Here is a 25,438-nt window from a genome sequence, read left to right on the forward strand (position 1 = left end):
TAATAATTTCCTTTCAATAGTTCTTTATTTTTTTATTGCAATAAATGTAGCAAAGTTTACCCATTTAAAAAGTGTTTCACAATGGTCAAAACCTGCATCAAGTATCATTTTCTTATTTTCTTCATCCGTATAAGGTATAAGTACATTTTCTAAAGCTTCTCTTTTTTGAGCAATTTCATATTCACTATAACCTTGAGTTTTCTTGAACTCATAATACTCATCAATGTATTGTTTACCTAAAACTTTATCTGATGAAATCACTTTTTCACTAAAAATAAAAACTCCACCTGGTTTTAAGTTATCATAGATTTTTTTAACTAGTTTTTCTCTTTGAAGAGGTCTTATAAATTGTAGTGTATAGTTTGAGATAATAAGTTTTGCCTCTGGATATTCAATATTATGTAAATCTTCATTTAAAAGTTTTACTTCTACACCAAAAGCTTTACACTTATTTGCTGCTCTTGCAAGCATTGCAGGAGAATTGTCTATTCCAATTAAGTTTAACTTCTTTGAAGAGTGTTTTGATAACTCTATTAAAGTTGAAGCAGTAGAACATCCTAAGTCATAAACTCTATCATTATTTTCTAAATAGTTTAGTGCAAAGTTTATTGTTAATCGTTGCATCTCTTTATAAAAAGGAACTGAACGATTTAACATATCATCAAATACTGATGCTACTTCTTCGTCAAACTCAAATTGTTTTGTTATTGATTTTTCAAATACCTTATCTGTCATAGAGATATTTTAGCCAAATGAAGTTTAATTATTATTTATCAATAATTTATTTTAAAATAGAATTTGCTATTTCTATATCTTTTTCAATCTGTTTTTTTAAAGCTTCAAAAGAATCAAACTTTAGATTGTCTCTAATTTTATCAATAAACTCAACTTGTACTGTTCTATAATTATTTTTAATTGTCTTACCTAAGATATGAGTTTCAACGGCATAACTTCCATCAGTTGTTGCTCTATGACCTAAAAAAGTTACTGAGTTATAGCTTTCTTCGGCAATTATAGTTTTAGTAGCATAAACCCCTTCACTAGGTAATAAAAAGTCTTCAATATTTAAATTTATAGTAGGTACAAAACTTTTACTTCCTAAACCTTGTCCCTTAATTTGGTCTCCAAAAATTTTATAATTTTTTCCTAGAAGTTTGTTTGCAAATTTGATATTTCCTTCTTTTAGATACTCTCTAATAATTCTTGAATGAACAGCAATATTATCAATTTTAATCTCTTCAACTACAACAACTTCTCCCTTGAAAAGCTCTTTTAATTGAGGAATACAATTTTCTCTATTTTTCCCAAAACAAAAATCAAAACCAACAACTATTTTTTTTAGATTTGGAAACTCTTCTTTTAGAAGATTAATAAACTCATTACCACTTAAATGTTTAATATTTTCTAACTCATAATAATAGATAGGATAAATAGAATACTCTTGTCTATAACTTTTAGGTGTTAAGTTTGCAAAACCTGATTCAATAGAGACAATACCTCCATTTGTTCCAAGGTTTTCAAATAATTTTTGATGGGCATAATGCATCCCATCAAAACCACCAATTGCAATAGCACTTATCTCTTTTTTATTTATTAAAATAGAAGAGCTCTTCTTCATTTCCATCTTTTCCTTCAAGTTTGCTTTTTGCACAAGTTATAAGATTCCAATTTAATTGTTTACATTTTTCTAAGAATTTTTCTCTTGCTTCTAAAATAGCTTTAGTATTTTTTACAACACCTTTTTTATCTCTTTTTACATTGTTTCCAACTTCAAATTGAGGTTTGAAAAGAATAATGATTTTATCTTTTGATAATCTATGAATATCTTCAATAATATTTAAAATAGAGATAAAAGATACATCACATGAAACTACTTCAAAATAATCATCACTTTCAAAAGTTCTAATATCTTGATTTTCAAAAAAAGTAATTCTTTTATCATCTTTTATTCTTTCATGTAATTGGTTTGAACCAACATCAACACAAACAACACTTTTTACTTCTTTCTCTAAAAGAATTTGTGTAAAACCACCAGTGCTACTTCCTATGTCTAAAGCAGTTTTGTTTTTAATATCAATATTAAACTCTTCTAAAAAGTATTTTAATTTGTATGCTGCACGACTTACATAAAAATCCTCTTCAAGTAGTTCAATTTTTGAATTTTCATCAATAATAAAAGATGGTTTTAAAATTATTTTTTCGTCTACTTTTACTTTTTTTGATTTTATAAGTTCACTTGCTTTATTTCTGCTTTGAATATCAAAATGTTTTGTAAGATATAAATCTAGTCTCATGGGGCAAATTATAATAAAAAAATACTTCTGCTTTGATTATTTATAGTTATTTTAGTCTCTTTCTGTAAAATACCAAAATGTATTTTGTAAAAGAAGAGACTTCATCTACATATGAAGAGAAAAAATCAAAATTTATAGCTTATTTAGCACCTTTTAGCAAATTTGATTCTTTGATGAAAGAATTAAGGAAAGAACATCCTAAAGCTAGACACTTCGTTTATGCTTATAGATATTTAAATGAATTTAATCAAATTGTAGAAAATAGTAGTGATGATGGAGAGCCACGAGGTACAAGTGGAAAACCTTCCTTAAATGTATTAGCTGGAAATGAATTAATAAATAGTGCAGTAATTATTATTAGATATTTTGGTGGAATTAAATTAGGAACAGGTGGTTTAGTTCGTGCATATAGTGATGCTGTAAATTTAGTGATTAATAATAGTAAGTTAATAAAATATGAAGATAAACAAAAAGTTACTTTAAAAGTAGATTATTCAAGATTATCAAAAATAGAATATATTTTAAATGAATTAGAAATAGAAGTTTCTAACAAAGAGTTTCAAAATGAAGTAACTCTTTTTTTACTTGTAACAAAAGAACAAAAATTAGAGTTGGAAAAACAGCTACCAATAGACTTACAATTGAATAATTAAATAAATTATAAATAAAAGTTTAATATAATAATTTAATTTATTATTTAAGGAGGCTTTATGAAAGCTTTTTTAATTATTCTTTGTCTATATATCTTTTTATATTCAGAAGATAAAATCAATGTAAATTTCAATAACTTAGAGTTAATTGAACTAATAAAAATCACTTCTAAAACAATAAACAAAAATATTTTAGTCTCCCAAGAGATAAAAGGAAAAGTGAATTTTGTCTCCTCTTCTCCTATTTCAAAAGAACAATTATTAGAGATTTTAAAACTTACTTTAAAAGAGAATGGTTATTTTTTAGAAGAGAAAAGTGGAATCTTAAGAGTTAAACCTTTATCTAAAAAAGTAACTCTTTCTAAAATAAAAAATAGTTCTAACCTCTTAGTAAAAACAGAAGTTGTAAGACTTTTAAATATAGAGGCTAAAGAGTTAGAAAATATAATAAGTAAGTTAGTAGAAAAAAGATATAAAAAAGACTCCTTTTCTCCAATAATCGTATATGAAGAGAGTTCTAATTCTATTATTGTAAGTGCAAAAAAGAGTGAACTTTCTTCACTGGTCTCTTTAATAAAAGATTTAGATAGAAGAAAAAAACAGATTTATGTAAAAGCTAAAATTGTAGAACTTGATGATTCTTTATTAAATGAGATAGGCTTTAGATTTGGAATATTAAAAGCAAAGGCTTATAGTTCAGGCTTACACACTTTTAGTTCCAATTTAAATAATGGAACTGCTCTTACTTTTGATACTTCAACAATTGGTCTTGAAATTCCAAATCTTAGTTCTTCTATTGCTTTAGGAGCTTCTTTAAATCTATTAAATAAAACCTATGCTTTAGATATTGTTTCAGAACCCTCACTCTTATGTTTAAATAATAAGCAGAGTTCTATTTATGTAGGGGAAACAGTATCTATTCAAACGGGAAGTACTACTACTGATGGTGGTACTACAAAAAATGTATTTGAAAGAGAAGATATAGGTTTAACTTTGAAAGTAAAACCAAGAGTAAATGAAAATAGGGTTCTTTTAAATATCGAAGCAATAATTGAAGGAATTAAAAATAATAGAACTAATAATAATCCAGATACTTCTAAAAAACAGATTATAACTACTGCTTTTGTAAATAATGGGGAGAGTGTAATTTTAGGTGGTTTAATTGAAAAAAGAAATGAAAAGAGTATAGAAAAAGTTCCTTTTGCAAGTGATATTCCTATTTTAGGAGAGTTATTTAAAAATAGATATAAAGAGAAGCGAACTAAAAATTTAATTATAATTATTACTCCATATATAGTTCCAGAAAAAAAAGATTTAACTTTTGTAACTCAAGAATTGTCTAAGATAAAAGTTTTTGAAGATAAATTATTAGAAGAGTTTTTGTTTAAATTAAAAGAGAAAAGAATAGATGAAAAAAAGCCTTCTTTAAAGCAAGAAGAAATATTAAAAAGATTTACAGAAAGTTAAAAAGTAGAAGTTATGCTTCTACTTTTTTCATTAAATTATAAGTTAGGTTTAAATCTTTTGCTGTTCTTTGTTTGTTTTCTGATCTTATAATTTTACTACAATCAGAACAAAGAATAACAATATTTTCAAGATTAAATCCACCTCCATCTTTCATCTGTTTTGCTAAAAGAGCTTGAGAGTCAATAAGTTTTGTTTTTGTTCCACATCTATTACATTTACCAGCTTCTCTATTCCAAGCTGCTTCTTTTCTTTGTGCCCAATCTGTAGGTCTTTTATTGTCTTTTATTAATCTTGAGTTTGCTTCATATCCACCCCAAAGAAGCTCTTTTGCTATAGAGTTTTGAGTCGTTAGTTCATATTCCTGTGCTATAAATTGATTTACAAAGTCTTCTACAATCAAAGTCTCTTTTATTCTAATGTCTTTTTCATTCTCATATTTTAAGTAACAGTTAAAATCAAAAGAGATTTTAGGAAAATTTGAAACTAAATAGATTTCACAATCTTTTAAAAAAGCTTTTATGCTTCCTGTTTTATAAAATCTTTTATAAATCTCTTTTCTATAAATATAAAGAGGAATTAATGAAGCAATAACTAAAAAGCCAATAAATACAAATCTTAAATCTAATACCATTTATATTATCTCTGGATCTATTTCATGCTTTTTTAAAGAGTCTCTTATTTTATCGTGCTCACCTTGTGCTAAATTAAATAGTTCACTTTTATGTAAAATAGGAATAATAACTTCTCTACCTACTACTTTTGAAAGTGATTCTCTATTTGAATCAAAAAGTTTAAAAACCTCTTCACTATCAACAATTAATAAATCAGCTCCTCCATCAAAGGCTTCAAGCATAATTGAAGCTGCAATTCTTATTGTAAGGTTTGGATTAATATGAAAAGTCTCTAAATTTAAATCAACATCTTTGTTTTCAAGAGTTATTTTTTTTGCACATAACTTATTTAACAAATTATTTGTCTCTTCATCAATTTTATTTCCATAATAGTATGCTAAATTAAAGTCATGAAAATCATGTTTTATAGGAAGAGTTTTATCATAATCAAAGAATTTAACATTTGAATTTTTATCTAAACAAAAATTTTGCTCTTTTATTTCTTTTATTAAAGATAGACTCTCTTTTATTTGTCTAATTCTCTTTTCAATACTTTTATCAAAATTATAGATTCTATTTTCTAAACTTGTATGAGATTCTATACTATTCTCTTCATTGGAAATAATTTCTAAAATAGCCCCTTTGTTTTTAGGTTCTTTTTCAATTAGCTTATGTGCAAGAAGTAAAAGAGCATCTCCTATATAGTTATATTGAAAATTTAAGGTATTAGAAGCATAGAAATAGATTTTATTTGATAAATACTCTTTTTTATCCTCTTCCTTAGTAAAATCTTTTAAAAGTTCAAGTCTACTTTTAAAATCCTCTTCATCAATAAGTAAATCTTTATAAGCTCTTCTAATTGATAAAGGTTCAATTGTTAAATCTTTTCCAAAATGATTTATAAGTTCTTCTATTGTAATTGATAGTTTTGTATAAAGCCCATTTATTACAAGAGAGAAATCATTTGAAGCTTCAAAACCAAAAGGCTCATCAATATTTATTTGTTTAAAAATATCTAAAAGCGTCTTTTGCTCTTTTATTTTTATAAAGTGTTTTTTATAATATGGTAAATAATCAGATTTAGCATCAAATCTAAAAATTGATAATTCTAGTTTCATTTTAAAACCTTAGTTTACTCTTTGTGCCTACTTACTGTAGCACCAATTTTGCTTAGTTTCCCTTCTAAATCCTCATAACCTCTATCAAGATGATAAATTCTATGAATTGAAGTCTCTCCTTGGGCAACTAAAGCACAAAGTACTAATGCAGATGAAGCTCTTAAATCTGTAGCCATAACATCAGTACCATTTAGTTCTCCACCTTTCCCATTAATTGTTGCAATATTTCCATTTAAATGAATATCTGCTCCAAGTCTTAATAGTTCACTAACATGCATAAATCTATTTTCAAATAATCTTTCATCAATAGTACTTGTTCCATTTGCTTGTGTTGCAAGTGCCATAAATTGAGCTTGCATATCTGTTGGGAAACCAGGATATTCAGTTGTTACTATATTTACAGGTTTAATTTCATTTGTTGGTAGAACTGTTACAGAAGTTTCATCTTGTAATATTTCAAAATTCATCTCTTCAAGTTTTGAAATAATAGCTTCAAGATGTAAAGGGATTACTTTATTTATTTTTAGTTTGCAGTTAGAAATTGCAGCAGCACACATATAAGTTCCAGCTTCAATTCTATCTGGAATTACATCAATATTTTTAAAATCTAGTAATTGTCTATTTGTTCCATGAATAATCAGTTTTGAAGTTCCAATACCTTCAATTTCTACACCAGCATTAGCAATCACTTCACAAAGTTGAACAACTTCTGGCTCTTTTGCAGCATTGATAATTGTAGTCATACCCTCAGCTAAAGCAGCAGCCATAACAATATTTTCTGTACCACCTACAGTTACTTTATCAAATACAATTTTAGCACCCTTTAGTCCATTTGGAGCAGTAGCTTCAATATATCCATGTTTAATTTCAATATTAGCTCCCATAGCTTCCAAGGCTTTAAGATGTAAATCAACTGGTCTTTGACCTATTGCACAACCACCTGGTAGAGATACTTCACAATGACCAAATCTAGCTAAAATAGGTCCTAATACTAAAATAGAGGCTCTCATGGTTTTAACGATGTCATAAGTTGCAGTTGTGTTGTGTAGTTTTGAAGTATCAATTTTGATACAATCCTCAGTTTTTGTAAAGCTACCACCTAGTTTATCAATTAGTTTTAAAAGTGTGTTAATATCAACAACATTTGGCATATTGCATATATTTACTTCATTTTTTGCTAAGATAGTTGAAGCAATTAAAGGTAAAGCAGCATTCTTTGCTCCTGAAATTGTAACTTCACCTTGAAGCGGTTTTTGCCCGATAATTTTTAAATATTCCATTTGTTTCCTAATAATATCTTCAATAATTATGTAAATGTTGATATTTTATCTAAAAGTTACTAAAATTCGCTTTTTAATAGAGGGTGCTAAATGACAAATAATGTCTCTTTGGGGATAAAATATATGCTTTTTGCCTCTTTTATGTTTGCTTGTATGGGAGCATTCGCAAAAGAGTTAAGTGATACAATGAGTTCAATAGAAGTTGTATTTTTTAGAAATGTTTTTGGAGTAGTATTAATACTTATTTCTATCTATAAAACTCCCCTTGTTCAAAAAGGTGGAAAACCTTGGTTATTAATTTTTAGAGGTGCAATTGGATTTTCAGCTTTACTTTTTTTCTTTTATAATATTGCAAATATCTCTTTAGCTGAAGCTATGACCTTTTCTAAAACCTCTACTATTTTTACTGCAATTTTTGCTTTTATTTTTGTAAAAGAGAGGCTTAACTTTAAAGGTTGGCTTGGAGTTTTTGTAGGTTTTATTGGAATTTTATTTATTACAGGTTTCGATGGAAGTGGTTTAGATAAAACAGATTGGTTAGGAATTTTATCAGGAGTAGGAGCTGCTTTAGCATATACTTCAATTAGAGAGCTTAGAAAATATTATGATAGTAGAACAATTGTTTTATCTTTTATGTTAATTGGAACTATAGGACCAATGATATTAATGGCTATTTCAGAAGTTTATGTAAATGAAAAATATGATTTTATTTTTGGAAAATTTATTATGCCTCAAACTGAGGATTGGATTTATATAATACTTTTAGGTTTAGTTTCAACTGCTGCTCAAATTTATATGACTAAAGCTTATTCTGTTGCAAAAGCAGGAATAATTGGTACAATATCTTATTCAAATATTGCCTTTAGTATTTTAATTGGAATACTTTTAGGTGATAATTTTCCTGATATTTGGATTATATTAGGTATAATTTTAATCGTATTTAGTGGAGTTTTAGTCTCTTCAAAAAAGGATTAGTATGGATATACTAAATGAGTTATTTTTATATATAGAAATTATTATTTTAGTTATTCTAATAATAATTCTAGCTTGGTATGTACATGATAAATATGTACAAAGAGATCATCAGTTACTTGTAAATTATCCTATTATAGGAAGACTTAGATACCTATTAGAAGAGGCAAGAGAACCTTTCAGACAATATTTTGGAGATGAAAAATTTTATGAATCTAAAGATAAATTAGATTGGGTTTATAAAGCTTCAAGAGACTTACCAAATTATGCCTCTTTCTCTCCTTCTCAACCCTTACCTAAACCAAAATTTATGTTAAGACACGCAACTATTGTTTTAAATGAAGATGAAGTTGATACAGATTTTTCTGTAACTTTTGGTTTAAATAGAAATAAACCTTATAAAGCAAAATCAATTATTGCAAGATCAGCAATGAGTGATGGTTCTATTTCTCCTGAAGGGACAAGAGCTTTTGTAAGAGGTTCATTTATGGGAGATTTCCCAATAAACTCAGGAGAGGGTGGATTAACTTCAAACTTTTTTGTTACTCATCAAAATTATGATGAAAAGTATATGGAAATAGTTCATGGAACTGCTTTTCAAAAAAGAGTTAAAAATATTGTATTAAAACTTTTTAATGGAGCTTTAGCTGCTGATGTTTATAGAAAGTTAGTATTTAAAGATAATCCAGAAGCAGAAACTTATGTTTTTGATGCAAGAACACAAGTTTTTCACAGACCTAATTGGAATGCTCCTTTAGAGTTTTTCCCTAAAGAAGTTCCTGAAGATATGCCTGATATTATTTTACAAGTTAGTTCAGGACTTTATTCTGTAAGAACAAAAGATGGTAAGTTTGACCCAGAAAGATATCAAAAAGTTATGCGTTTTTGTAGGATGACTGAGATAAAAATTGCACAAGGTGCAAAACAAACAGGTGGGAAACTTATTGCAGATAAAGTAAGCCCTGCAATCGCTTATTATAGAAATGTAGAAGCACATAAAGACTTATTCTCTCCAAATAGATTTCCTTATGCAAATACAATAGAAGAGTTATTCGATTTTATAGGGCAAATGCAAGAGTTATCAGAGAAACCAGTTGGTGTTAAAATAGTTATCTCTGATTATGAAAATATTGTTCCCTTTGCAAAAGAGATTAAAAAAAGAATAGAGGCTGGAAGTAGTGCATATCCTGATTTTATCTCTATAGATGGAGGAAGTGGCGGAAGTGCTACTGCTCCAATTGAAATGATGGAAAGAATAGGTCTTAATATTAGAGATTCTATTTATTTAGTAAATAAAGTTTTAGAAGACCACGGAGTAAGACAAAAGGTTAAGTTAGTAGCTAGTGGCAAACTATTAACCCCTGATGACATTATTGTAATTATGGCTTTAGGTGCAGATTTTGTACAAATTGCAAGAGGTTTTATGATGAGTGCCGGGTGTATTCGTGCAAGATATTGTTCTGGAACTACAGGACATGATTGTCCAGTTGGACTTGCAACTCAAAATAAAGAGAAAAGAAAAAAATATTTTGTACATAAACAAGCAAAAAAAGTAAGGGATTATCATAAAAATCTTTTAAAAAGTGTGAGAGGTTTATTAGCTGTAATGGGATTAAAAAACATAAAAGAGTTAGATAAACATAAAATCATGTTCTTAGATAGAAACTCAAAAGTACATGATAATATAGATGATGTTTTTGGACGAATTTTAGATATTGGAAAAGATAAAGGGGATAAGTTTCATGAATCTTGATAAGGTAATTTCTGGTTTTTTTATAATTTTAGCAATGACGCTAAACTTTGGTTTTTTTTATGGAGATATGGACTCTTTAGTATCTCATAGTAAATATGAATTAATGGCAGCTATTATTGTAAACCTAATTGCAACAACTTTAAAGCTTGGGGATAAAACTCAAATGGGTTCTGTTCTTTTAGCAACATCTTTAGTTGCTGATATTCAATTAATAGCAGCTGCAACAGTATGGACAATAGCAGCTTATGCTTATACGATTGACCAAGAGATTACAAGTATTATTATCTCTTTATCAGGTGGAGCACTATTAGCTAATCTTGTTTCAGTAGCACTTTATATTGGTGATACTTTAAAATCAAAGCGTTAATAAACTAAAAAAATAAAGAGAAGTTTTGAAAAATAGTTCACTATTTATAGTTTTACAAAGAATGAGAAAACCAGTACTGGTTTTAATAATTACTTATACTATTGCAATAATAGGCTTATTGATTATTGATGGAGTTGATAATGATGGTAAGCCTTATCAAATGACTATTTTTGATGCTTTTTATTTTGTTACATATACTGCAACAACAATAGGATTTGGAGAAACACCTTATACTTTTACTTATGCTCAAAGAATGTGGGTTAGTGCTTCTATTTATATTACTGTTTTAGGCTGGTTTTATGCTGTAGGTACTTTAGTTTCTTTACTTCAAGATAAACTATTTATAAGAGAGATAAAAAGAACAAAGTTTAAAAAACAAGTTAGTTCTATAAAAGAGAAGTTTATTATTATCTTAGGTTATAACCAAATTACAAATGAGATTGTAAATAGAGCTATAGAACAAGGAATTAGAGCAGTAATTATTGAAAAAGATGAGACAAAAGCAAATGAAGCTATCTTGGAAAATTTTACTCCAACAGTTCCTGTTTTAGTGGCAGATGCACATTCTGCTTGGGCGATAGAGCATGCAGGAATTAAGAGCAAATATTGTAAAGGTTTAGTATCTTTATTTGAAGATGACTCTTTAAACTTGCGAATAGCTCTAACTTCTAAACTTTTAAATTCCCATGTAAAATTAGTAGTAAAATCAACAACTAAAAATCATTCAGATAATTTAAAAGATTTAGATGTAGAAATTATTGCAAATCCATTTTCTATAATCTCAAGTGAAATATCTATGGCTTTAACAGCACCAAATCTTTTAAAACTTGAAAAATGGATTTATAAAATTGATAATCTAAATGCAAGTTTACCATCTTTTCCAAAAGGTAAATATATCATTTGTGGATATGGAAGAATGGGACAACATATTTATAAAAGATTAAAATATTATGATTTAGAAGTAGAATTTGTAGAGATAGATAGAAGTAAAGCTAGTACTTTTGCCAGTGATAACTATATGCATATTACTTATGGAAATGCAGATGATAAAAATCTTTTACAAGATTTAGGTATAGATAATGCAGTGGCAATTATTTCAGCAACAAATGATGATACAACTAATCTTTCTGTTTTAGCAACAGCAAAAAAATTAAATCCAAAAATTATGACAATAGCGAGAGAAAATGAGATGGATGATTTTTCTATCTTTCAAAATGCTAAAATAGACCATAGTTTTATGCCTTCAAGGATTTTAATTAATAAAACAACAAATGCTTTAATAAATCCCTTATCAGATAAGTTTATTAGGCTTATGTCTAAAAAAGATGATGCTTGGGCTTCAAAATTAGTAAAAACTCTAACTTCTAAAATAGATGAATCTCCTTTATTATATGAATTAACAATTGATAAAAAGAGTGCCCCAATGATTTATGAAGCAATAGATAGTAAAAAAGATATAAATTTAGAAATATTTACTAGGTCTTTATATAATAAAGATAAAGAAAACAATATAATACCACTTCTATTAAAAAGAAATGATAATTATATTTTACTACCAACTTTAGATGAGAAAGTAGGTAAACTAGATTCAATATTATTTGCATGTGATGAAAATGCAAAAAGTGATATAGAGTATATTTCACAAAATATTTATGAGTTTCATTATGCATTAACAGGTAAAGAAAAAAGAACGATATTTAAAAAGGATATTTAATGAAAATATTAACTGGACCATGTGTTTTAGAAGATAGAGATACAGTATTAAAAATTGCAGAAAAACTATTACCCCTAAGTGAAGATAAAAGAGTAGATTTTTATTTTAAAGCCTCTTTTGATAAGGCTAATAGAACAAGTTTAAGTTCATATAGAGGCCCAGGTTTAGAAGAGGGTTTAAAACTATTTTCTGAGATAAAAGAGCAGTTTGGATATAAACTTGTAAGTGATATTCATGAATCAAATCAAGCAAAACCAGCAAGTGAAGTTTTAGATGTATTACAAATTCCTGCATTTTTATGTAGACAAACAGACCTTCTAGTAGAAGCTGCAAAGACTAATTGTAAAATAAATATTAAAAAGGGTCAATTTTTAGCAGCTGATGCTATGAAACATCCTGTAGAGAAAGTTTTACAAACTAGAGGAGTTGATGAGGTAAGTTATATTAACTCTCAAGAAGCAGGTGTTTGGCTTTGTGAAAGAGGAAATACCTTTGGATATGGAGCTTTAGTTGTAGATATGAGAAACTTAATTCTTATGAGAGAGTATGCTCCTGTGATTTTTGATGCAACACACTCTGTTCAAATTCCTAGTACGGGTGGAACAACAGGTGGAAATTCAGAATTTGTTCCTTATATGGCAAGAGCTGCTGCTTCTGTTGGAGTTGATGGATTCTTCTTTGAAACACATACAAACCCAAAAGTAGCAAAAAGTGATGGTCCAAATATGCTTCAAGTAGATAAATTATATAAAACAATTGAAGAGATATTTGCTATAAAAGAAGCACTTCAAAGCCTTTAATATATTTTTAGATATAATGGCTAAATATTTGAGAAATTTGGAGAAATTTTATGAAAATTATTGAAGGTAAATTAAGATTAAAAGGTGATGAAAAAATCGCTATTATCAATGGAAGATTCAACCATATTATTACTGATAGATTAGTAGAAGGTGCAAAAGATGCATTTTTAAGACATGGTGGAAATGAAGAGAATTTAGATTTAATTTTAGTTCCAGGTGCTTTTGAAATTCCTTTTGCCCTAGAAAAAGCTTTAGAAACTGGTAAATATGATGCAGTTTGTTGTGTTGGTGCAGTAATTAGAGGTGCAACTCCACACTTTGATTATATCTCTGCTGAAGCAACAAAAGGTATTGCAACAGTTACTTTAAAATATGGAAAACCAGTATCAAATGGTGTTTTAACTACTGATACAATCGAGCAAGCAATTGAAAGAGCTGGTTCAAAAGTAGGAAATAAAGGTGCAGAAGCAATGGTTACAATTATTGAGATGTTAGACCTTTATTCAGAGATGGGGAAATAATTTGGCTACAAGAACACAAGCAAGAGAATCAGTTATAGGGTTACTTTATGCATATGACCTTGGAAATGAAGGTATTGTAAAGTTTGTTGATGAAATTTTAGAAGAAAAAAAGATTAGAAATAAGCAAAAAGATTTTGCTTTAGATTTATTCAATGGTGTAGTAGATAATATTACAGAGATTGATGAAGAGATTATCTCTCACTTAAAACAAGGTGGAATCAAAGACACTGGAAGTGTAGAAAAATCAATTCTTAGACTTGCTATTTATGAAATAAAATTTAAAAAACTTGATAAAGCAATTGTGATCAATGAAGCAATTGAATTATCAAAAAAATTAGCTTCTGATTCAGCACCTAAATTTGTAAATGGTCTATTAGATAAAATCAACAAGGCATAAGTAAGATGAATGATATGAAATTATGTGTTTCTCTTGATTTGCCAAGTGCTGAAGAAAACTTAGCATTAGTAAAACAGATTAAAGATTATGATGTTTGGTTAAAAGTAGGATTTAGAAGTTTTATTAGAGATGGGAAAGCTTTTTTAGAAAGTCTAAAAGCTATTAATCCTAACTTTAAAATCTTTTTAGATTTAAAACTTTATGATATTCCAAATACTATGGCTGATGCAGCTGAAGAGATTGCTTCTTTTGGTGGACTTGTTGATATGTTTAATGTTCATGCAAGTGCAGGTAAAAGAGCTATGAAAGAGGTTATGGATAGAATTAAAGATGTTCCAAATAAACCTTTAGTTATTGCAGTTACTGCTCTTACTTCATTTGATAATGATGAATTTAAAGCAGTTTATAATGAAGATATAGAAACAAAAGCAACAAAATTAGCAGTAGATACTTATGAATCTGGTGTAGATGGTGTTGTTTGTTCAGCTTTTGAAAGTTTAGATATTAAAAAGAATACTTCAAATAACTTTATTACTTTATGTCCTGGAATTAGACCTTTTGGTGAAGAGGCAGGAGATCAAAAAAGAGTTGCTGATATTGCTTTTTCTAAGGAGAACTTAGTAGACTTTATTGTAGTTGGAAGACCAATTTACAAAGCTGAAAATCCAAAAGAAGTGGTAGATAATATTTTAAATAACATTTAGTATGAAATTAAGATGTTTTTAAGTACATATTCATTAAAATCTCATTCCTAATTCGTTGGACAAGTGGGTGAGTTGGCTGAAACCACTTCCCTGCTAAGGAAGCGTACTGGCAACGGTACCGAGGGTTCGAATCCCTCCTTGTCCGCCACTAATTATGGATTATTAGTGTGGTTGGGTTCTTAGCTCAGCTGGTTAGAGCACTCGGCTCATAACCGAGTGGTCCGGAGTTCGAATCTCCGAGAACCCACCACTTTATAATATATTGCGGGAGTAGCTCAGTTGGCTAGAGCCTCTGCCTTCCAAGCAGATTGTCGCGAGTTCGAGTCTCGTCTCCCGCTCCACTTTTTATTTTTTTTTAAGAAATTTTAGTATAAAATTTCAACCCATTGCGGGAGTAGCTCAGTTGGCTAGAGCCTCTGCCTTCCAAGCAGATTGTCGCGAGTTCGAGTCTCGTCTCCCGCTCCACTTTTTTAACTACATCTTAATAAAAACTTCAATACAATACCAGAAAATCAAATAAAGATAGATGCATGAACGATTTTACTACTAATAATTTAAATGCTATTTTAGAAGCTTCTTTCTCTTTATCAAATCAAGCAATTTACCTATTAAATATAGAAGGTAAAGTTTTATATGCAAATAATACTGCACTTGAAACTTTAGGTTATACACAAGAAGAAATCATAAAATTAAATGTTTGGGAAATTGATGTTAATATAAATACAAAAGAGAGATACTTACAAGCAGTTGAAAACTTTCAAATAAAAGGTCCTGATGGGCAACCAAATACTTTAGAAACTTACCATAGAAAAAAGAATGGAAAGATTTTTCCTGTTGAAGTTGTCTCTAAATTTACTAAGATAAATGGTGAAAATTATCTTTTCTCCTTTGTAAGAGATATTACAAGTAGACTAAGAAGAACTGAAGAGATAAATTTATATTTTGATTTAATTAACTCTTCAAGGGATATGATTTTTGTAGTTGACCATGAAACAGAGTGTTTTGCCTTTGCAAATGAAACAGCTTGTGATACTTTGGGTTATACCTTAGCAGAACTTAAAAAGAAACAAGTTTCAGAGATTAGAAAACCAATGGAAAGCTCTGGAAATATTACTATTTCTGAAGTTCTTAAAAAGATAAAAAAAGAACATACTTTAACAACTTTTGGTATTTATATAACAAAAGATAAAAGAAAAATTCCAGTAGAGACTTCACTTCATTTAAAAGAGTATCAAGGAAAGTTTTTTGTTACTGCAATTTCAAGAGATATTTCAGAAAGACTTGAAATAGAGGGTAAAAAAGAGGATTTAAACTCAAAACTTAAAAATTATAATAAAACTTTAGAAAAAGAGATTAGTAAAGTAAGAAAAGATTTAATTGATTATGAAAACATAATGAAAAGACAATCTAAAATGGCTGCAATGGGAGAAATGCTTGAAAACATAGCACACCAATGGAGACAACCTCTTTCTGCTGTTTCAGTTCTTTCTACTGGGATGATATTGCAAAATGAACAAGACCTTCTAAATAAAGATTTATTAGATGCTGGTTTAAATGATATAAATGAGCAAGTACAATATCTATCTAAAACAATCGATGATTTTAGAAATTTCTTTAAGCCAAATAAACAAAAAAACAGATTTCATTTAAAAAATGTAATTAAAACTTCAATAAAACTTTCAAAAGCAAGATATACAAAAAAACATATTGATTTTGTCACAAATATTGAGGATATGGAACTTTTTACTTATGAAAATGAGCTTTTACAAGTTTTATTAAATATTATTTCAAATGCAAAAGATGAATTAATAAAAAAAGAGGGTAAAAAATTTATTATTATTGATACTCACTCTGATTCAGATTATTTATATATTAAAATAAAAGATAATGCAGGTGGAATTGATAAATATATTGTTGATAGAATTTTTGAACCATATTTTACTACAAAACATAATTCTCAAGGAACAGGAATAGGTCTTTATATGTCAAAGAATATAGTAAAACATATGAATGGTCAGATAAGTGTAGAAAATGTTAATGTTGAGTATAATAGTTCTATATATTTAGGTGCATGTTTTGAAATAAAACTACCTTTTGTACAAAATAGATAAGGCCAAGAGATGAATGATAGATTACATGAAATATTAGGCGAAATAGGAATTATTCATAAGACATTATTGGATAATAAAAAAATAGATGATATTGATTATGTTTTAGAGTATTTAGAGGATTTTGATGGGGATGTGAAAGACCACTATTTAAAACTTCTATTACAATACTATTTTCAACAAAATGATTTAGCTAATTTAAAAGAGTTACTTCTTTTAGGATATAAATTTGATTTACGAATGGAAGATATACAATCAGCTTTTTTAAATATTAAATCAAATGAAGAGAATGTTATTGATTTTTTAGATGATAATGTTGTATTTTTAAAAGATAGTAATATGGAAGAACCTTTAAAAGCTATGTATAATTACTATCTTGAAAATAAAGAGTTACAAGCTTCTTTAGAGCAAACTATTGAATTAATCAGAAGAAATAGGTATGTATGTGTTTATGCATATAAAAATAGAGAATTTGAGTTTGCAAACTTCTTTTTAAATGAAGATTTATTAGAATCAATTAAATCTGATTTACCTTATTTACTTAAGTAGGAATAGTTATAAAAAAATTTAAAAAAGTCCATGTAGAAATTACTAATATTTGTAATTTAAAATGTAGCTTCTGTCCTCCTAAACTATTACCAAATGAGACTATGAAACTTGAAAAATTTGATAAGCTAAATCAAGAGTTAAAAGAAGTAACTAAAGAGTTAGCTTATCATGTTGTAGGAGACCCTTTAGTTTTAAAAAACCTAAAAGAGTATTTAGATATTAGTTTAAAACATGGATTAAAAGTAAATCTTGTAACCACAGCAAATAATATAAATGAGAGTTTCCATGAAGTTTTAATGCATGAGGCTATAAGACAAATTAACTTTTCAATTAACTCATATAATGCAAACTCACATAAAAAATCTCTTGAAGAGTATTTAAATCCAATTATTGATTTTACTAAATATGCAATAAAAAGAAAACAACACTTTTTTATAAATTATAGAATTTGGAATTTAGATGAATCTAAAAGTGCAAAAGAGTTTAATGCTAAAGTTTTTAATCTTTTAGAACAAGAGTTTGAAGTTAAATTAGATTTAGCTTCAATTTATAAAGAAAAGCCAAAAAATATAAAGTTAGAAAGAATGATTTTTATAAACTTTGATGAATATTTTAATTGGCCAAGTTTAGAAAATAAGTTTGTTTCAAAAGAGGGAACTTGTTATGGTTTAGATTCACACTTTGCAATATTAAGCTCTGGAAAAGTCGTACCTTGCTGTTTAGATAAGGATGCTGTGATTAATTTAGGAGATATTAATAACTCTTCTTTAAAAGAGATTCTATCTTCTAAAAAAGTTCAAGAGATTAAAGATGGTTTTAAAAATGGTAAAGTAATTGAAGAACTTTGTCAAAAATGTGAATATAGAACAAGGTTTGATAAATAAATTAAGGAAATTTTAGATGATTGAAGGAAAAATGATAGCAATAAGTGTTAAGGATTTTTTTACAAAGCCTATGCTTAAGATTGCTTTTTTACCACTTATAATTACAATGTTTGTTTTATTAGTACTATTTTATAGTGCTGCTGATTATGGTTTTGATTCTTTACAAGTTTATATTGAGACAACTCAAAATGGACAAGAAGTAACAATTGACCCTAATGCTCCTTTTTATTATATTTGGGCAACAACTGTAATTGCATTTTTATTTCAATACTCTGTTACTTCTTGGTTAGTTGGATTTTTATTTTATACTATAGGTACAGTTTTTGTAATGATGTTCTCTGTTTTTACAACAATTATTATTATTGGATTTTTAACACCTTTTATTTTAGATATTATTCAAAAAAGACACTATCCTGAGATAAAAACAAATGGCTTTGGAAATATTTTAAGTCCTCTTTGGGTTTTACTTAAAAGTACTATTATTATGGTAGTTATGTTTTTTCTTTTTATGCCTTTATATTTTATTCCTTTTATTAATATCTTAGCTTTTAATTTACCACTATACTACTTTTTTCACAAACTATTAAATTATGATATAGCTTCAACAATTCTTACTAAAGATGAGTATGCCGTAATACATTCAAGAAAAGCAGCAGCTTTTAGAGGAAGAACACTTTTCTTATATATCTTATCAATGATTCCTTTTATAACTCTGTTTACAGCAGTATTTTATATTATCTATTTAGGACATGGATATTTTCAAGAGTTAAAGAAAATTAGAAGTTTAGAGGATAGTATAATAAATAGTAGTGATAAAAAACAGATAGAGAAATAGTATTATAATACTATTCTGTATCCTGTTCCTTGAACATTTTTAAGAACATTATTTGGAAGTTTTTTTCTAAAGTTTTTAATAAATAATCTCATAGCATTTGGAGTCATTATATCTTCATTCCAAATGATATTTTCCATCTCTTCATAGGTAATAATTCTATTTTTTTGGATTAATAACTTTAGAAATTGGTTCTCTTTTTTAGTAAGTTTAAACTCTTCATCAAAAGATTGAATTAAAGATTTACTCTCATCAAAAAGCCATCCTTCTTGAAGTGTATAAACCCTTGCATTATCAAAGCTTTTTATAAATGCTTCTAAAGCTTCAATTAGTTTAGCCTCTGTAAGAGGTTTAATAATATACTTTACTAAATGAAGTTCTGTTGCTTCAAGCATATATTCTAAATCAGTATGTGCTGAAGTTATAATTACTCTAACTTTACTATCTACTTTTCTAATTCTTTTGATTAATTCAATACCATTTTCATTTGGCATTTTTATATCAGTGATAATTAAATCAGGTTTATTCTCTTCATAGAGTCTATATCCCTCTTTAGCATTTTTAGCTACATATGTCTCTTTAAACAGATCTTTTAATATCTCTGTGATGTTTTTTCTAATACCTGCTTCATCTTCAATATATAGTATTGTGAAGTTTTTTAAATTTGAGATTAACGATTGGTCCATACAAAAAACCCCTATTATAAAAAGTATGGTATCATATCGAAAATAGCATTAGGGTTTAGAATTTGCAGTTAATTACAGAGAAAAACATTTCAAAAATAACAATTTATGTCTTTATTATTATTATGACAACAATGATTCTTATGATCTCTTATTTTTATGTAAAAAAGACTTATGAAGACTTTGATAAACAAATGGATAAATTTGTTCAAGATTATTATAAAAATCAAAAAATAATGTTAAGAAAAGAGATAGATACAATTATCGATGTTATTAAATATAATGCAACAAAAAGTGATGAAGAAAATGAAGAAGAGTTAAAAAAAGATACTGTAAGACTTTTAAACAATATCTCTTTTGATGAAGATAAAAGTAACTATATATTTGTATATGAAATTTTAGATATAAATGGAGGAGATAACTTTGCTAAGCTATTAGTAAACCCTAATAGACCCGATTTATTAAGTCAGTTAATCTCTACAAACTATGAAGATGCAAATGGTAAAAAGTTTCGTGAAGAGTTTATGAAAGATATTAGAAAAAAAGGGGAGTCTCTTACTGAATATGCTTATAAAAAAGTGAACTCTGATATCTCTAATCAAAAGCTTTCATATTTTAGATATTTTCCTAGATGGAAATGGGTTATTGCTGTTGGGGTTTATACTGATGATATTGAAGAAGAAATATCAAAAAATAGAGAGCTTCTTCAAAAAAGTATTCAAAATCAAGTAGTTCAAAATATTTTGTTATTTGCTCTGTTTTTATCAATTGCAATTGTTATTTCTATCTTAGTATCTCAAAAAATTGATGATGTATTAAAGTCTTATCAAAGAAGAGTAAAAGCTAAAACTGATGAATTAAATGAGTTAAATGAAACCTTAGAAAAAAGAGTTGAAGATGAGATTGAAAAAAATAGAGAACATGAACAACTTCTTGTTCAAAAAACTAAATTCATTGCTTTAGGGGAGATGATTTCAAATATTGCACACCAATGGAGACAGCCTTTATCAGAGCTTTCATCTATTTTTATGAATATCAAATTTAAGTATTATATGGAACGACTTGATGAAAAAACTATGAATAAAAAAGTAAAAGAAGCAGAAGCTGTTTTAGAGTTTATGTCTCATACTATTGATGATTTTAGAAACTTCTTTATGCCTAAAAAGTCCAAAGAGGAGTTTTTTTTACGAAGTTCAATGGATTCTATTATGACTATTATTTCAAGTGCTTTATCAAACAATAGTATTTTAATGGATATTGATATTCCAGAAGATATTAAATTAAATACTTATGCAAATGAGTTTCAACAAGTTGTATTAAATATCATCACTAATGCAAAAGATGTTTTAATCCAAAATAAGGTTGAAGAACCTTGGATAAAAATATATGCAAAAGAGTCAGATAATAATGTAATCTTACTTATAGAAGATAACGGTGGAGGAATAAAAGTTGAACCAAAGAGTAAAGTTTTTGAGCCATATTTCACAACTAAAAAAGATAGTGATGGTACAGGAATAGGACTTTATATGTCAAAAATTATTGTTGAAAAAAATATGAATGGTAAACTAAGAGTTAGAGATAGCAAATTTGGTGCTAGATTTGAGATATTTTTACCAAAATAGCAATTTAGTACAATAATAAATTTATAAAAATCTATATAATGATGTATTATGAAAACTGAAAAAGAGACAGAATTTAGTACAAAAATTTGGAAACCAAAGTTTAGTGAAGATATAACTTTTCATAAAGCATATTTTAAAAATTATGGTTTTGATAAACATGTACATGAAGATTTTACTATAGGTTTAATTCAAAATGGAAGTATGGATGCTTTTGTTGATGGAGAAAAAAAGAGCTTAAATAGTTCAACAATAGTTAGTGTCAATCCAGATGAAACTCATGCTTGTCAAACCTTTTACCATAAAGATTATACACTTTATTCTATCTACTTAAAACCAAATTTTTTTAAAGAACTTGTTGATGAAAATTTTTATTCAACAGAAGCATATTTTAAAGAGGGTGCTTATTTTGATAAAGAGCTTTCAAGTAGATTTTTAAAGATATTAAATTTTAGTGAAAATCAATATCTTACAAACTTAGATTTTGAGTGTGAACTTATTGATTCTATAAAATCCTTAGTTTCAAGAAATGTTAAATTTACAATAGATAAAAGCTCTTCAAATCATGATTCTATGATAAAAAAAGCAAAAGAGTATATGAGTGATAATTATCATTTAGATTTAACATTGGATGATATTTCCTCTGCATTAGATGTATCAAAATACCATTTTCTTAGAACTTTTAAAGATAAAACTTTTATCTCTCCGCATAATTTTCTAATGCTAAAAAGAATAGAAAAAGCAAAAGAGTTATTACAAAAAGGTGAAACTCTTTCAAATACTGCATATATTTGTGGTTTTAATGACCAAAGCCATTTAAATAAAAGATTTAAAGCTATCATGGGTTTAACTCCAGGTTCATACCGAAACTTTTTTAATTAGCAATTTTATACAAGACAATACTTTTTTTATTTGTTACTATTTCTTTATGGATAATAATTTTAGAAATGGATTTTTAGCAAACCTTCCAATTGGAGTTAGTGTATTTGCTTATGGTGCAGTTTTAGGTGTACTTTGTATTCAAAAAGATATTGAGTTTTATCAATTAGCTTTGATGAATATCTTTATTTTTGCTGGTTCTTCTCAATTTGTAATTGTAGATATGTGGAGTACAAGTTTAGATATTATAGGAGTTACAGTTGCAGCACTTCTTGTGAATTTAAGATATTTCTTAGTAACAGCCTCTTTAAATACTCTATTTTTAGGTACAACAAAAACGCAAAAATTTAAGTTTATGCATTTTGTTACAGATGAGTCTTGGGCTATAACTATGCAAAGATTAAAACAAGAAGAGATTACACCTATGTTTTTACTTGGTGGTGGAGTATGTATTTTCTCTGTTTGGTTTCTAGGTACTTCAATGGGATACTTTTTAGGTGATTTTATTCAAAGCCCAGAAAAATATGGTTTAGATTTTGCTTTTATAGCAATATTTTTAGCTCTTGTTATTAGTATGTATAAAGGAAAAGAAAATATTATTCCTTGGCTTATAACAATAGTAAGTGCTATTGCTTTTGAGCAATTAATAGATGGAAAAATTTATATAGTATTAGCTGCAATTCTAGGAGCTCTCTCAGCTGTGATTTTCTCTAAGGATAAAAGATATGAATGATTTTACTTTTAGTGCTTTACTTATAATATTTTTAGTTGCAGTAGGAACTTATAGTTTAAGAATTTCAGGTATTCTTCTTTCAAGTAAACTTTCAAAAAATAGGAATATAGAACTTTTTTTAGATTATCTTCCTTCGACTTTACTTTTAGCTTTAGTTTTCCCTAGTATTGTAAAAGAAGGAGTAGGGGGAGTATTAGCTACTTTATTGATTGTTTTTATTATGTATAAAACTAATAATGTTTTTTTATCTATGTTTTTATCAATACTATTTATTGCTTTATTTAGAAATTATCTTTCATAAAAGCCTTTTTTAGGCTTTTATTTTAAAAAGTCAATTTTTCGTTCATCTTTCCATCTTTTTTCTTTTTTCTAAAAAAGATGTAGCTGCTTATTCCTACAAAAATTAATCCTATAGTAAAATAAGTATACTTTTCCATAATTACCTCTTTATATTGTCTATAGAATTTTAACTTGAAAAAAAAGAATAGCTATAAAATATTTTATTTTGTAATGTTTTGTAGTATCTTAGAAATAAAAAAAGCTAGAAGTAAAAACTCCTAGCTTTTTAAGTGATTTAATTTCAAACAATTTGTTTATCATCCACCATACATTAAGTTTGGTAGGAATAATGTGATTTCAGGGATATAAGTTACTAAAATTAATCCGGCTAAAATCGTTAATGTCCAAGGGAATGCTGCGACGATAACATCTTTAATACTCATTCCTGTAAGACCAGAGGTTACGAATAGGTTAAGACCAACTGGTGGGGAAACCATTCCAAGCTCCATATTTACTGTAATAATGATACCAAAGTGAATTGGGTCAATTCCAAGTGCAACAGCAACAGGAAGTAACAGAGGTACCATAATCATAATAATAGCTGAAGGCTCCATGAATGAACCAGCTAAAATTAGAAGTAAGTTAACAGCGATTAAGAACATATATTTATTTACATTTGCTTCAACTAAAGTCTCAGTAATTGCTTGAGGAATATTCTCAATTGTTAAGAAGTGAGCAAATAACATTGCATTTGCAATAATAAACATAATCATTGCAGTAGTTTTTGCTGACTCTAAAGCAGTTCCCCAAATTTCTGTTAATTTAATATCTTTATAGATAAATACAGAAACAATAAATGCCCATACACAAGCTACAGCTGCAGCTTCAGTTGGAGTGAAGATACCACCATAAATACCACCGATTACAAGAACGATTGTCATAAGTCCCCATGACGCATCTTTCATTCTTGCTAATCTCTCTTTGATTGGTTTAGGCTCAGTTCTTTCAAATCCTAATCTTCTAGCACCAATATATGTAACAACCATCATCATAATACCAAGCATTAAACCTGGAATAACACCTGCCATAAATAGTTTTCCAATTGAAACTTCAGCAGTTACCCCATATACGATAAGAACGATTGATGGTGGAATAAGAATACCTAAAGAACCAGCAGTTGCAATAGTACCAACAGCATATCTTTTTGGATATCCAGCTTGCATAATAGCACCAAACATAATAGAACCAATAGCAACAACTGTTGCAGGAGATGAACCAGAAACTGCTGCAAAAATAATAGATGCAAAAATAGCAGAGATTGGTAATCCACCTGGTAAGTGTCCTACACAAGACTTAGCAAATTCAATAATTCTTTGAGCTGCACTTCCTTTAGAAAGTAAGTTACCAGCAAAGATAAACATTGGAATTGCCATAAGTGAGTAGTGTTCAACTTTTTCAAACATCATTGCCGAAATTTCAATTGGAGAAATTGGCGTAAACAAAATTAACGTAACAAACGTTGCAGCTCCTAAACAGATTGCAATTGGAGCACCTAGAACAACAAGGAAGAAAAATATACCAAATAATACAGCAACACTCATTATAGCATTCCTCCCGTTTTCTTTTCTACTTCTTTAACCATTTTATTTAACTCTTTAACATTTTCATTATCAGCATGCTCTTTAGCACCCATTCCCATACCTGCTAAAACTTGCTCTGCTTCACTCTCTTTTAAAATCTTGTCATGACTTGTAGTTGCAATGATATAAATTCTTTCAGCAACTCTATATGATGCAAAAGCAAAAGAGATAGGGATAACTAAGTAGATAATCCACATTGGCATATCCCAAAGGTCGATTGATTTTTCATCTAAATCAATAACTAATAATAGATATTCATAACCAAAATAAGAAACAGTAGCTAAGAAAACAAGTGTTACTGTATGTGAAATCAGTAGCATTATTTTTGCAAGTTTACTTGGTACAATATCTAAAACAATTGTAACAGCGATATGTGCATCTTTTTTGAAGCAGTAAGCTGCTGCAAAAAATACACTCCATAAAAATAGGAATACAGTTAATTCTGTAGCCCAAACTAAAGAGGCATCAAATACATATCTTGCCACAACATTAATAAATGCAACTGCAACACCGGCTGTAATACCGATTACTGCAATTGATTGATTAATCCATCCTATAAGTTTACTTAAAATATTAAAAACCAT

At 27.8% G+C, this 25,438-nt stretch carries 27 protein-coding genes and 4 tRNA genes; 22 read left to right on the forward strand and 9 right to left on the reverse strand.

The genetic code is table 11. The features are described 5' to 3' along the window. Positions 1 to 24: 24 nt before the first annotated feature. Genes cmoA through tlyA form a run of 3 tightly spaced genes read right to left on the reverse strand, consistent with a single transcriptional unit; the run spans position 25 to position 2,294 of the window. Complete coding sequence (gene cmoA, locus ABIV_RS03970) at positions 25 to 735, reverse strand: carboxy-S-adenosyl-L-methionine synthase CmoA (protein WP_114838670.1); 711 nt, start codon at positions 733 to 735, stop codon at positions 25 to 27. Positions 736 to 781: 46 nt separating this feature from the next. Beyond that, positions 782 to 1,618, reverse strand: a complete 837-nt coding sequence (locus tag ABIV_RS03975; RefSeq protein ID WP_114840442.1) for a bifunctional riboflavin kinase/FAD synthetase — start codon at positions 1,616 to 1,618, stop codon at positions 782 to 784. Beyond that, entirely contained in the window at positions 1,587 to 2,294 is a 708-nt protein-coding gene (tlyA, locus tag ABIV_RS03980; RefSeq protein ID WP_114838671.1) for a 23S rRNA (cytidine-2'-O)-methyltransferase TlyA, read from the reverse strand. Before tlyA ends, ABIV_RS03975 begins: the two co-directional genes overlap by 32 nt. A 77-nt stretch (positions 2,295 to 2,371) precedes the next feature. On the opposite strand from tlyA, the gene ABIV_RS03985 reads away from it, so the two are divergent. Both ABIV_RS03985 and ABIV_RS03990 read left to right on the forward strand, forming a co-directional pair. Continuing rightward, positions 2,372 to 2,947, forward strand: coding sequence for a YigZ family protein (locus ABIV_RS03985; RefSeq protein WP_114838672.1), 576 nt, complete (start codon positions 2,372 to 2,374; stop codon positions 2,945 to 2,947). A 57-nt stretch (positions 2,948 to 3,004) separates the two neighbouring features. Continuing rightward, on the forward strand, positions 3,005 to 4,411 hold the full coding sequence (locus ABIV_RS03990; protein ID WP_114838673.1) for a type II secretion system protein GspD: 1,407 nt from the start codon (positions 3,005 to 3,007) through the stop codon (positions 4,409 to 4,411). A 10-nt stretch (positions 4,412 to 4,421) separates the two neighbouring features. Here ABIV_RS03990 and ABIV_RS03995 read toward each other — a convergent pair whose 3' ends face one another. The 3 genes from ABIV_RS03995 to murA are packed head-to-tail and all read right to left on the reverse strand — an operon-like array spanning position 4,422 to position 7,420. Beyond that, a complete protein-coding gene (locus ABIV_RS03995) occupies positions 4,422 to 5,042 on the reverse strand; it encodes an HNH endonuclease (RefSeq protein ID WP_114838674.1) in 621 nt (206 codons plus the stop codon). Then, positions 5,043 to 6,140 carry an HdrB C-terminal domain-containing protein gene (locus ABIV_RS04000; RefSeq protein WP_114838675.1) on the reverse strand — a complete coding sequence of 366 codons (1,098 nt, stop codon included), beginning with the start codon at positions 6,138 to 6,140 and terminating at the stop codon, positions 5,043 to 5,045. A 14-nt stretch (positions 6,141 to 6,154) separates the two neighbouring features. After that, positions 6,155 to 7,420, reverse strand: coding sequence for a UDP-N-acetylglucosamine 1-carboxyvinyltransferase (murA, locus tag ABIV_RS04005; RefSeq protein WP_114838676.1), 1,266 nt, complete (start codon positions 7,418 to 7,420; stop codon positions 6,155 to 6,157). A gap of 90 nt (positions 7,421 to 7,510) precedes the next feature. On the opposite strand from murA, the gene ABIV_RS04010 reads away from it, so the two are divergent. The 16 genes from ABIV_RS04010 (at position 7,511) to ABIV_RS04085 (ending at position 19,024) form a co-directional block, all read left to right on the forward strand. Further along, positions 7,511 to 8,395, forward strand: a complete 885-nt coding sequence (locus ABIV_RS04010; protein ID WP_114838677.1) for a DMT family transporter — start codon at positions 7,511 to 7,513, stop codon at positions 8,393 to 8,395. Between the two features lies 1 nt (position 8,396). Further along, the gene (locus tag ABIV_RS04015; RefSeq protein WP_114838678.1) at positions 8,397 to 10,145 is read left to right on the forward strand and encodes an FMN-binding glutamate synthase family protein; all 1,749 of its coding nucleotides are present in this window, start codon (positions 8,397 to 8,399) and stop codon (positions 10,143 to 10,145) included. After that, positions 10,135 to 10,512, forward strand: a complete 378-nt coding sequence (locus tag ABIV_RS04020; protein WP_114838679.1) for a DUF6394 family protein — start codon at positions 10,135 to 10,137, stop codon at positions 10,510 to 10,512. Before ABIV_RS04015 ends, ABIV_RS04020 begins: the two co-directional genes overlap by 11 nt. A 25-nt stretch (positions 10,513 to 10,537) precedes the next feature. Then, entirely contained in the window at positions 10,538 to 12,226 is a 1,689-nt protein-coding gene (locus ABIV_RS04025; protein WP_114838680.1) for a potassium channel family protein, read from the forward strand. Then, positions 12,226 to 13,026, forward strand: coding sequence for a 3-deoxy-8-phosphooctulonate synthase (gene kdsA, locus ABIV_RS04030; RefSeq protein ID WP_114838681.1), 801 nt, complete (start codon positions 12,226 to 12,228; stop codon positions 13,024 to 13,026). Before ABIV_RS04025 ends, kdsA begins: the two co-directional genes overlap by 1 nt. A gap of 50 nt (positions 13,027 to 13,076) precedes the next feature. Next, positions 13,077 to 13,547: a 6,7-dimethyl-8-ribityllumazine synthase gene (gene ribH / locus ABIV_RS04035; RefSeq protein WP_114838682.1), complete on the forward strand. Its 471-nt coding sequence runs from the start codon at positions 13,077 to 13,079 to the stop codon at positions 13,545 to 13,547. Position 13,548: 1 nt separating this feature from the next. Continuing rightward, positions 13,549 to 13,944, forward strand: coding sequence for a transcription antitermination factor NusB (gene nusB / locus ABIV_RS04040; protein WP_114838683.1), 396 nt, complete (start codon positions 13,549 to 13,551; stop codon positions 13,942 to 13,944). Positions 13,945 to 13,958: 14 nt separating this feature from the next. Beyond that, on the forward strand, positions 13,959 to 14,648 hold the full coding sequence (gene pyrF, locus ABIV_RS04045; RefSeq protein ID WP_205526972.1) for an orotidine-5'-phosphate decarboxylase: 690 nt from the start codon (positions 13,959 to 13,961) through the stop codon (positions 14,646 to 14,648). Positions 14,649 to 14,705: 57 nt separating this feature from the next. Then, a tRNA-Ser gene (locus ABIV_RS04050) sits at positions 14,706 to 14,796 on the forward strand. A 25-nt stretch (positions 14,797 to 14,821) separates the two neighbouring features. Beyond that, positions 14,822 to 14,898, forward strand: a tRNA-Ile gene (locus ABIV_RS04055). A 14-nt stretch (positions 14,899 to 14,912) separates the two neighbouring features. After that, positions 14,913 to 14,989, forward strand: a tRNA-Gly gene (locus tag ABIV_RS04060). Positions 14,990 to 15,036: 47 nt separating this feature from the next. Further along, positions 15,037 to 15,113, forward strand: a tRNA-Gly gene (locus tag ABIV_RS04065). Between the two features lie 65 nt (positions 15,114 to 15,178). After that, on the forward strand, positions 15,179 to 16,759 hold the full coding sequence (locus tag ABIV_RS04070) for a PAS domain-containing sensor histidine kinase (RefSeq protein ID WP_114838685.1): 1,581 nt from the start codon (positions 15,179 to 15,181) through the stop codon (positions 16,757 to 16,759). Positions 16,760 to 16,768: 9 nt separating this feature from the next. After that, entirely contained in the window at positions 16,769 to 17,305 is a 537-nt protein-coding gene (locus ABIV_RS04075) for a hypothetical protein (RefSeq protein ID WP_114838686.1), read from the forward strand. Positions 17,306 to 17,343: 38 nt separating this feature from the next. Next, the gene (locus ABIV_RS04080) at positions 17,344 to 18,189 is read left to right on the forward strand and encodes a radical SAM/SPASM domain-containing protein (protein ID WP_267284857.1); all 846 of its coding nucleotides are present in this window, start codon (positions 17,344 to 17,346) and stop codon (positions 18,187 to 18,189) included. Between the two features lie 16 nt (positions 18,190 to 18,205). Then, positions 18,206 to 19,024: an EI24 domain-containing protein gene (locus tag ABIV_RS04085; protein ID WP_114838688.1), complete on the forward strand. Its 819-nt coding sequence runs from the start codon at positions 18,206 to 18,208 to the stop codon at positions 19,022 to 19,024. A gap of 2 nt (positions 19,025 to 19,026) precedes the next feature. Here the strand turns inward: ABIV_RS04085 and ABIV_RS04090 are convergent, their stop codons facing one another. Next, entirely contained in the window at positions 19,027 to 19,707 is a 681-nt protein-coding gene (locus ABIV_RS04090; RefSeq protein WP_114838689.1) for a response regulator transcription factor, read from the reverse strand. 62 nt (positions 19,708 to 19,769) lie between these two features. Between ABIV_RS04090 and ABIV_RS04095 the strand changes: the two genes are divergently transcribed. Genes ABIV_RS04095 through ABIV_RS04110 form a run of 4 tightly spaced genes read left to right on the forward strand, consistent with a single transcriptional unit; the run spans position 19,770 to position 23,236 of the window. After that, a complete protein-coding gene (locus ABIV_RS04095) occupies positions 19,770 to 21,326 on the forward strand; it encodes a cache domain-containing protein (protein ID WP_114838690.1) in 1,557 nt (518 codons plus the stop codon). A gap of 48 nt (positions 21,327 to 21,374) precedes the next feature. After that, positions 21,375 to 22,205 (forward strand): AraC family transcriptional regulator, encoded by an 831-nt coding sequence (locus ABIV_RS04100; RefSeq protein ID WP_114838691.1) that lies wholly within the window; start codon positions 21,375 to 21,377, stop codon positions 22,203 to 22,205. Between the two features lie 46 nt (positions 22,206 to 22,251). Beyond that, positions 22,252 to 22,935 carry an AzlC family ABC transporter permease gene (locus tag ABIV_RS04105; RefSeq protein WP_114838692.1) on the forward strand — a complete coding sequence of 228 codons (684 nt, stop codon included), beginning with the start codon at positions 22,252 to 22,254 and terminating at the stop codon, positions 22,933 to 22,935. Continuing rightward, a complete protein-coding gene (locus tag ABIV_RS04110; protein WP_114838693.1) occupies positions 22,928 to 23,236 on the forward strand; it encodes an AzlD domain-containing protein in 309 nt (102 codons plus the stop codon). Before ABIV_RS04105 ends, ABIV_RS04110 begins: the two co-directional genes overlap by 8 nt. A gap of 295 nt (positions 23,237 to 23,531) precedes the next feature. On the opposite strand, the gene ABIV_RS04120 is transcribed toward ABIV_RS04110, so the two are convergent. Next, positions 23,532 to 24,815, reverse strand: coding sequence for a TRAP transporter large permease (locus ABIV_RS04120; protein ID WP_114838695.1), 1,284 nt, complete (start codon positions 24,813 to 24,815; stop codon positions 23,532 to 23,534). Further along, entirely contained in the window at positions 24,815 to 25,438 is a 624-nt protein-coding gene (locus ABIV_RS04125) for a TRAP transporter small permease (RefSeq protein ID WP_114838696.1), read from the reverse strand. The genes ABIV_RS04120 and ABIV_RS04125 overlap by 1 nt, the downstream gene beginning before the upstream one ends.

Source organism: Halarcobacter bivalviorum (assembly GCF_003346815.1).
Lineage (GTDB): Bacteria > Campylobacterota > Campylobacteria > Campylobacterales > Arcobacteraceae > Halarcobacter > Halarcobacter bivalviorum.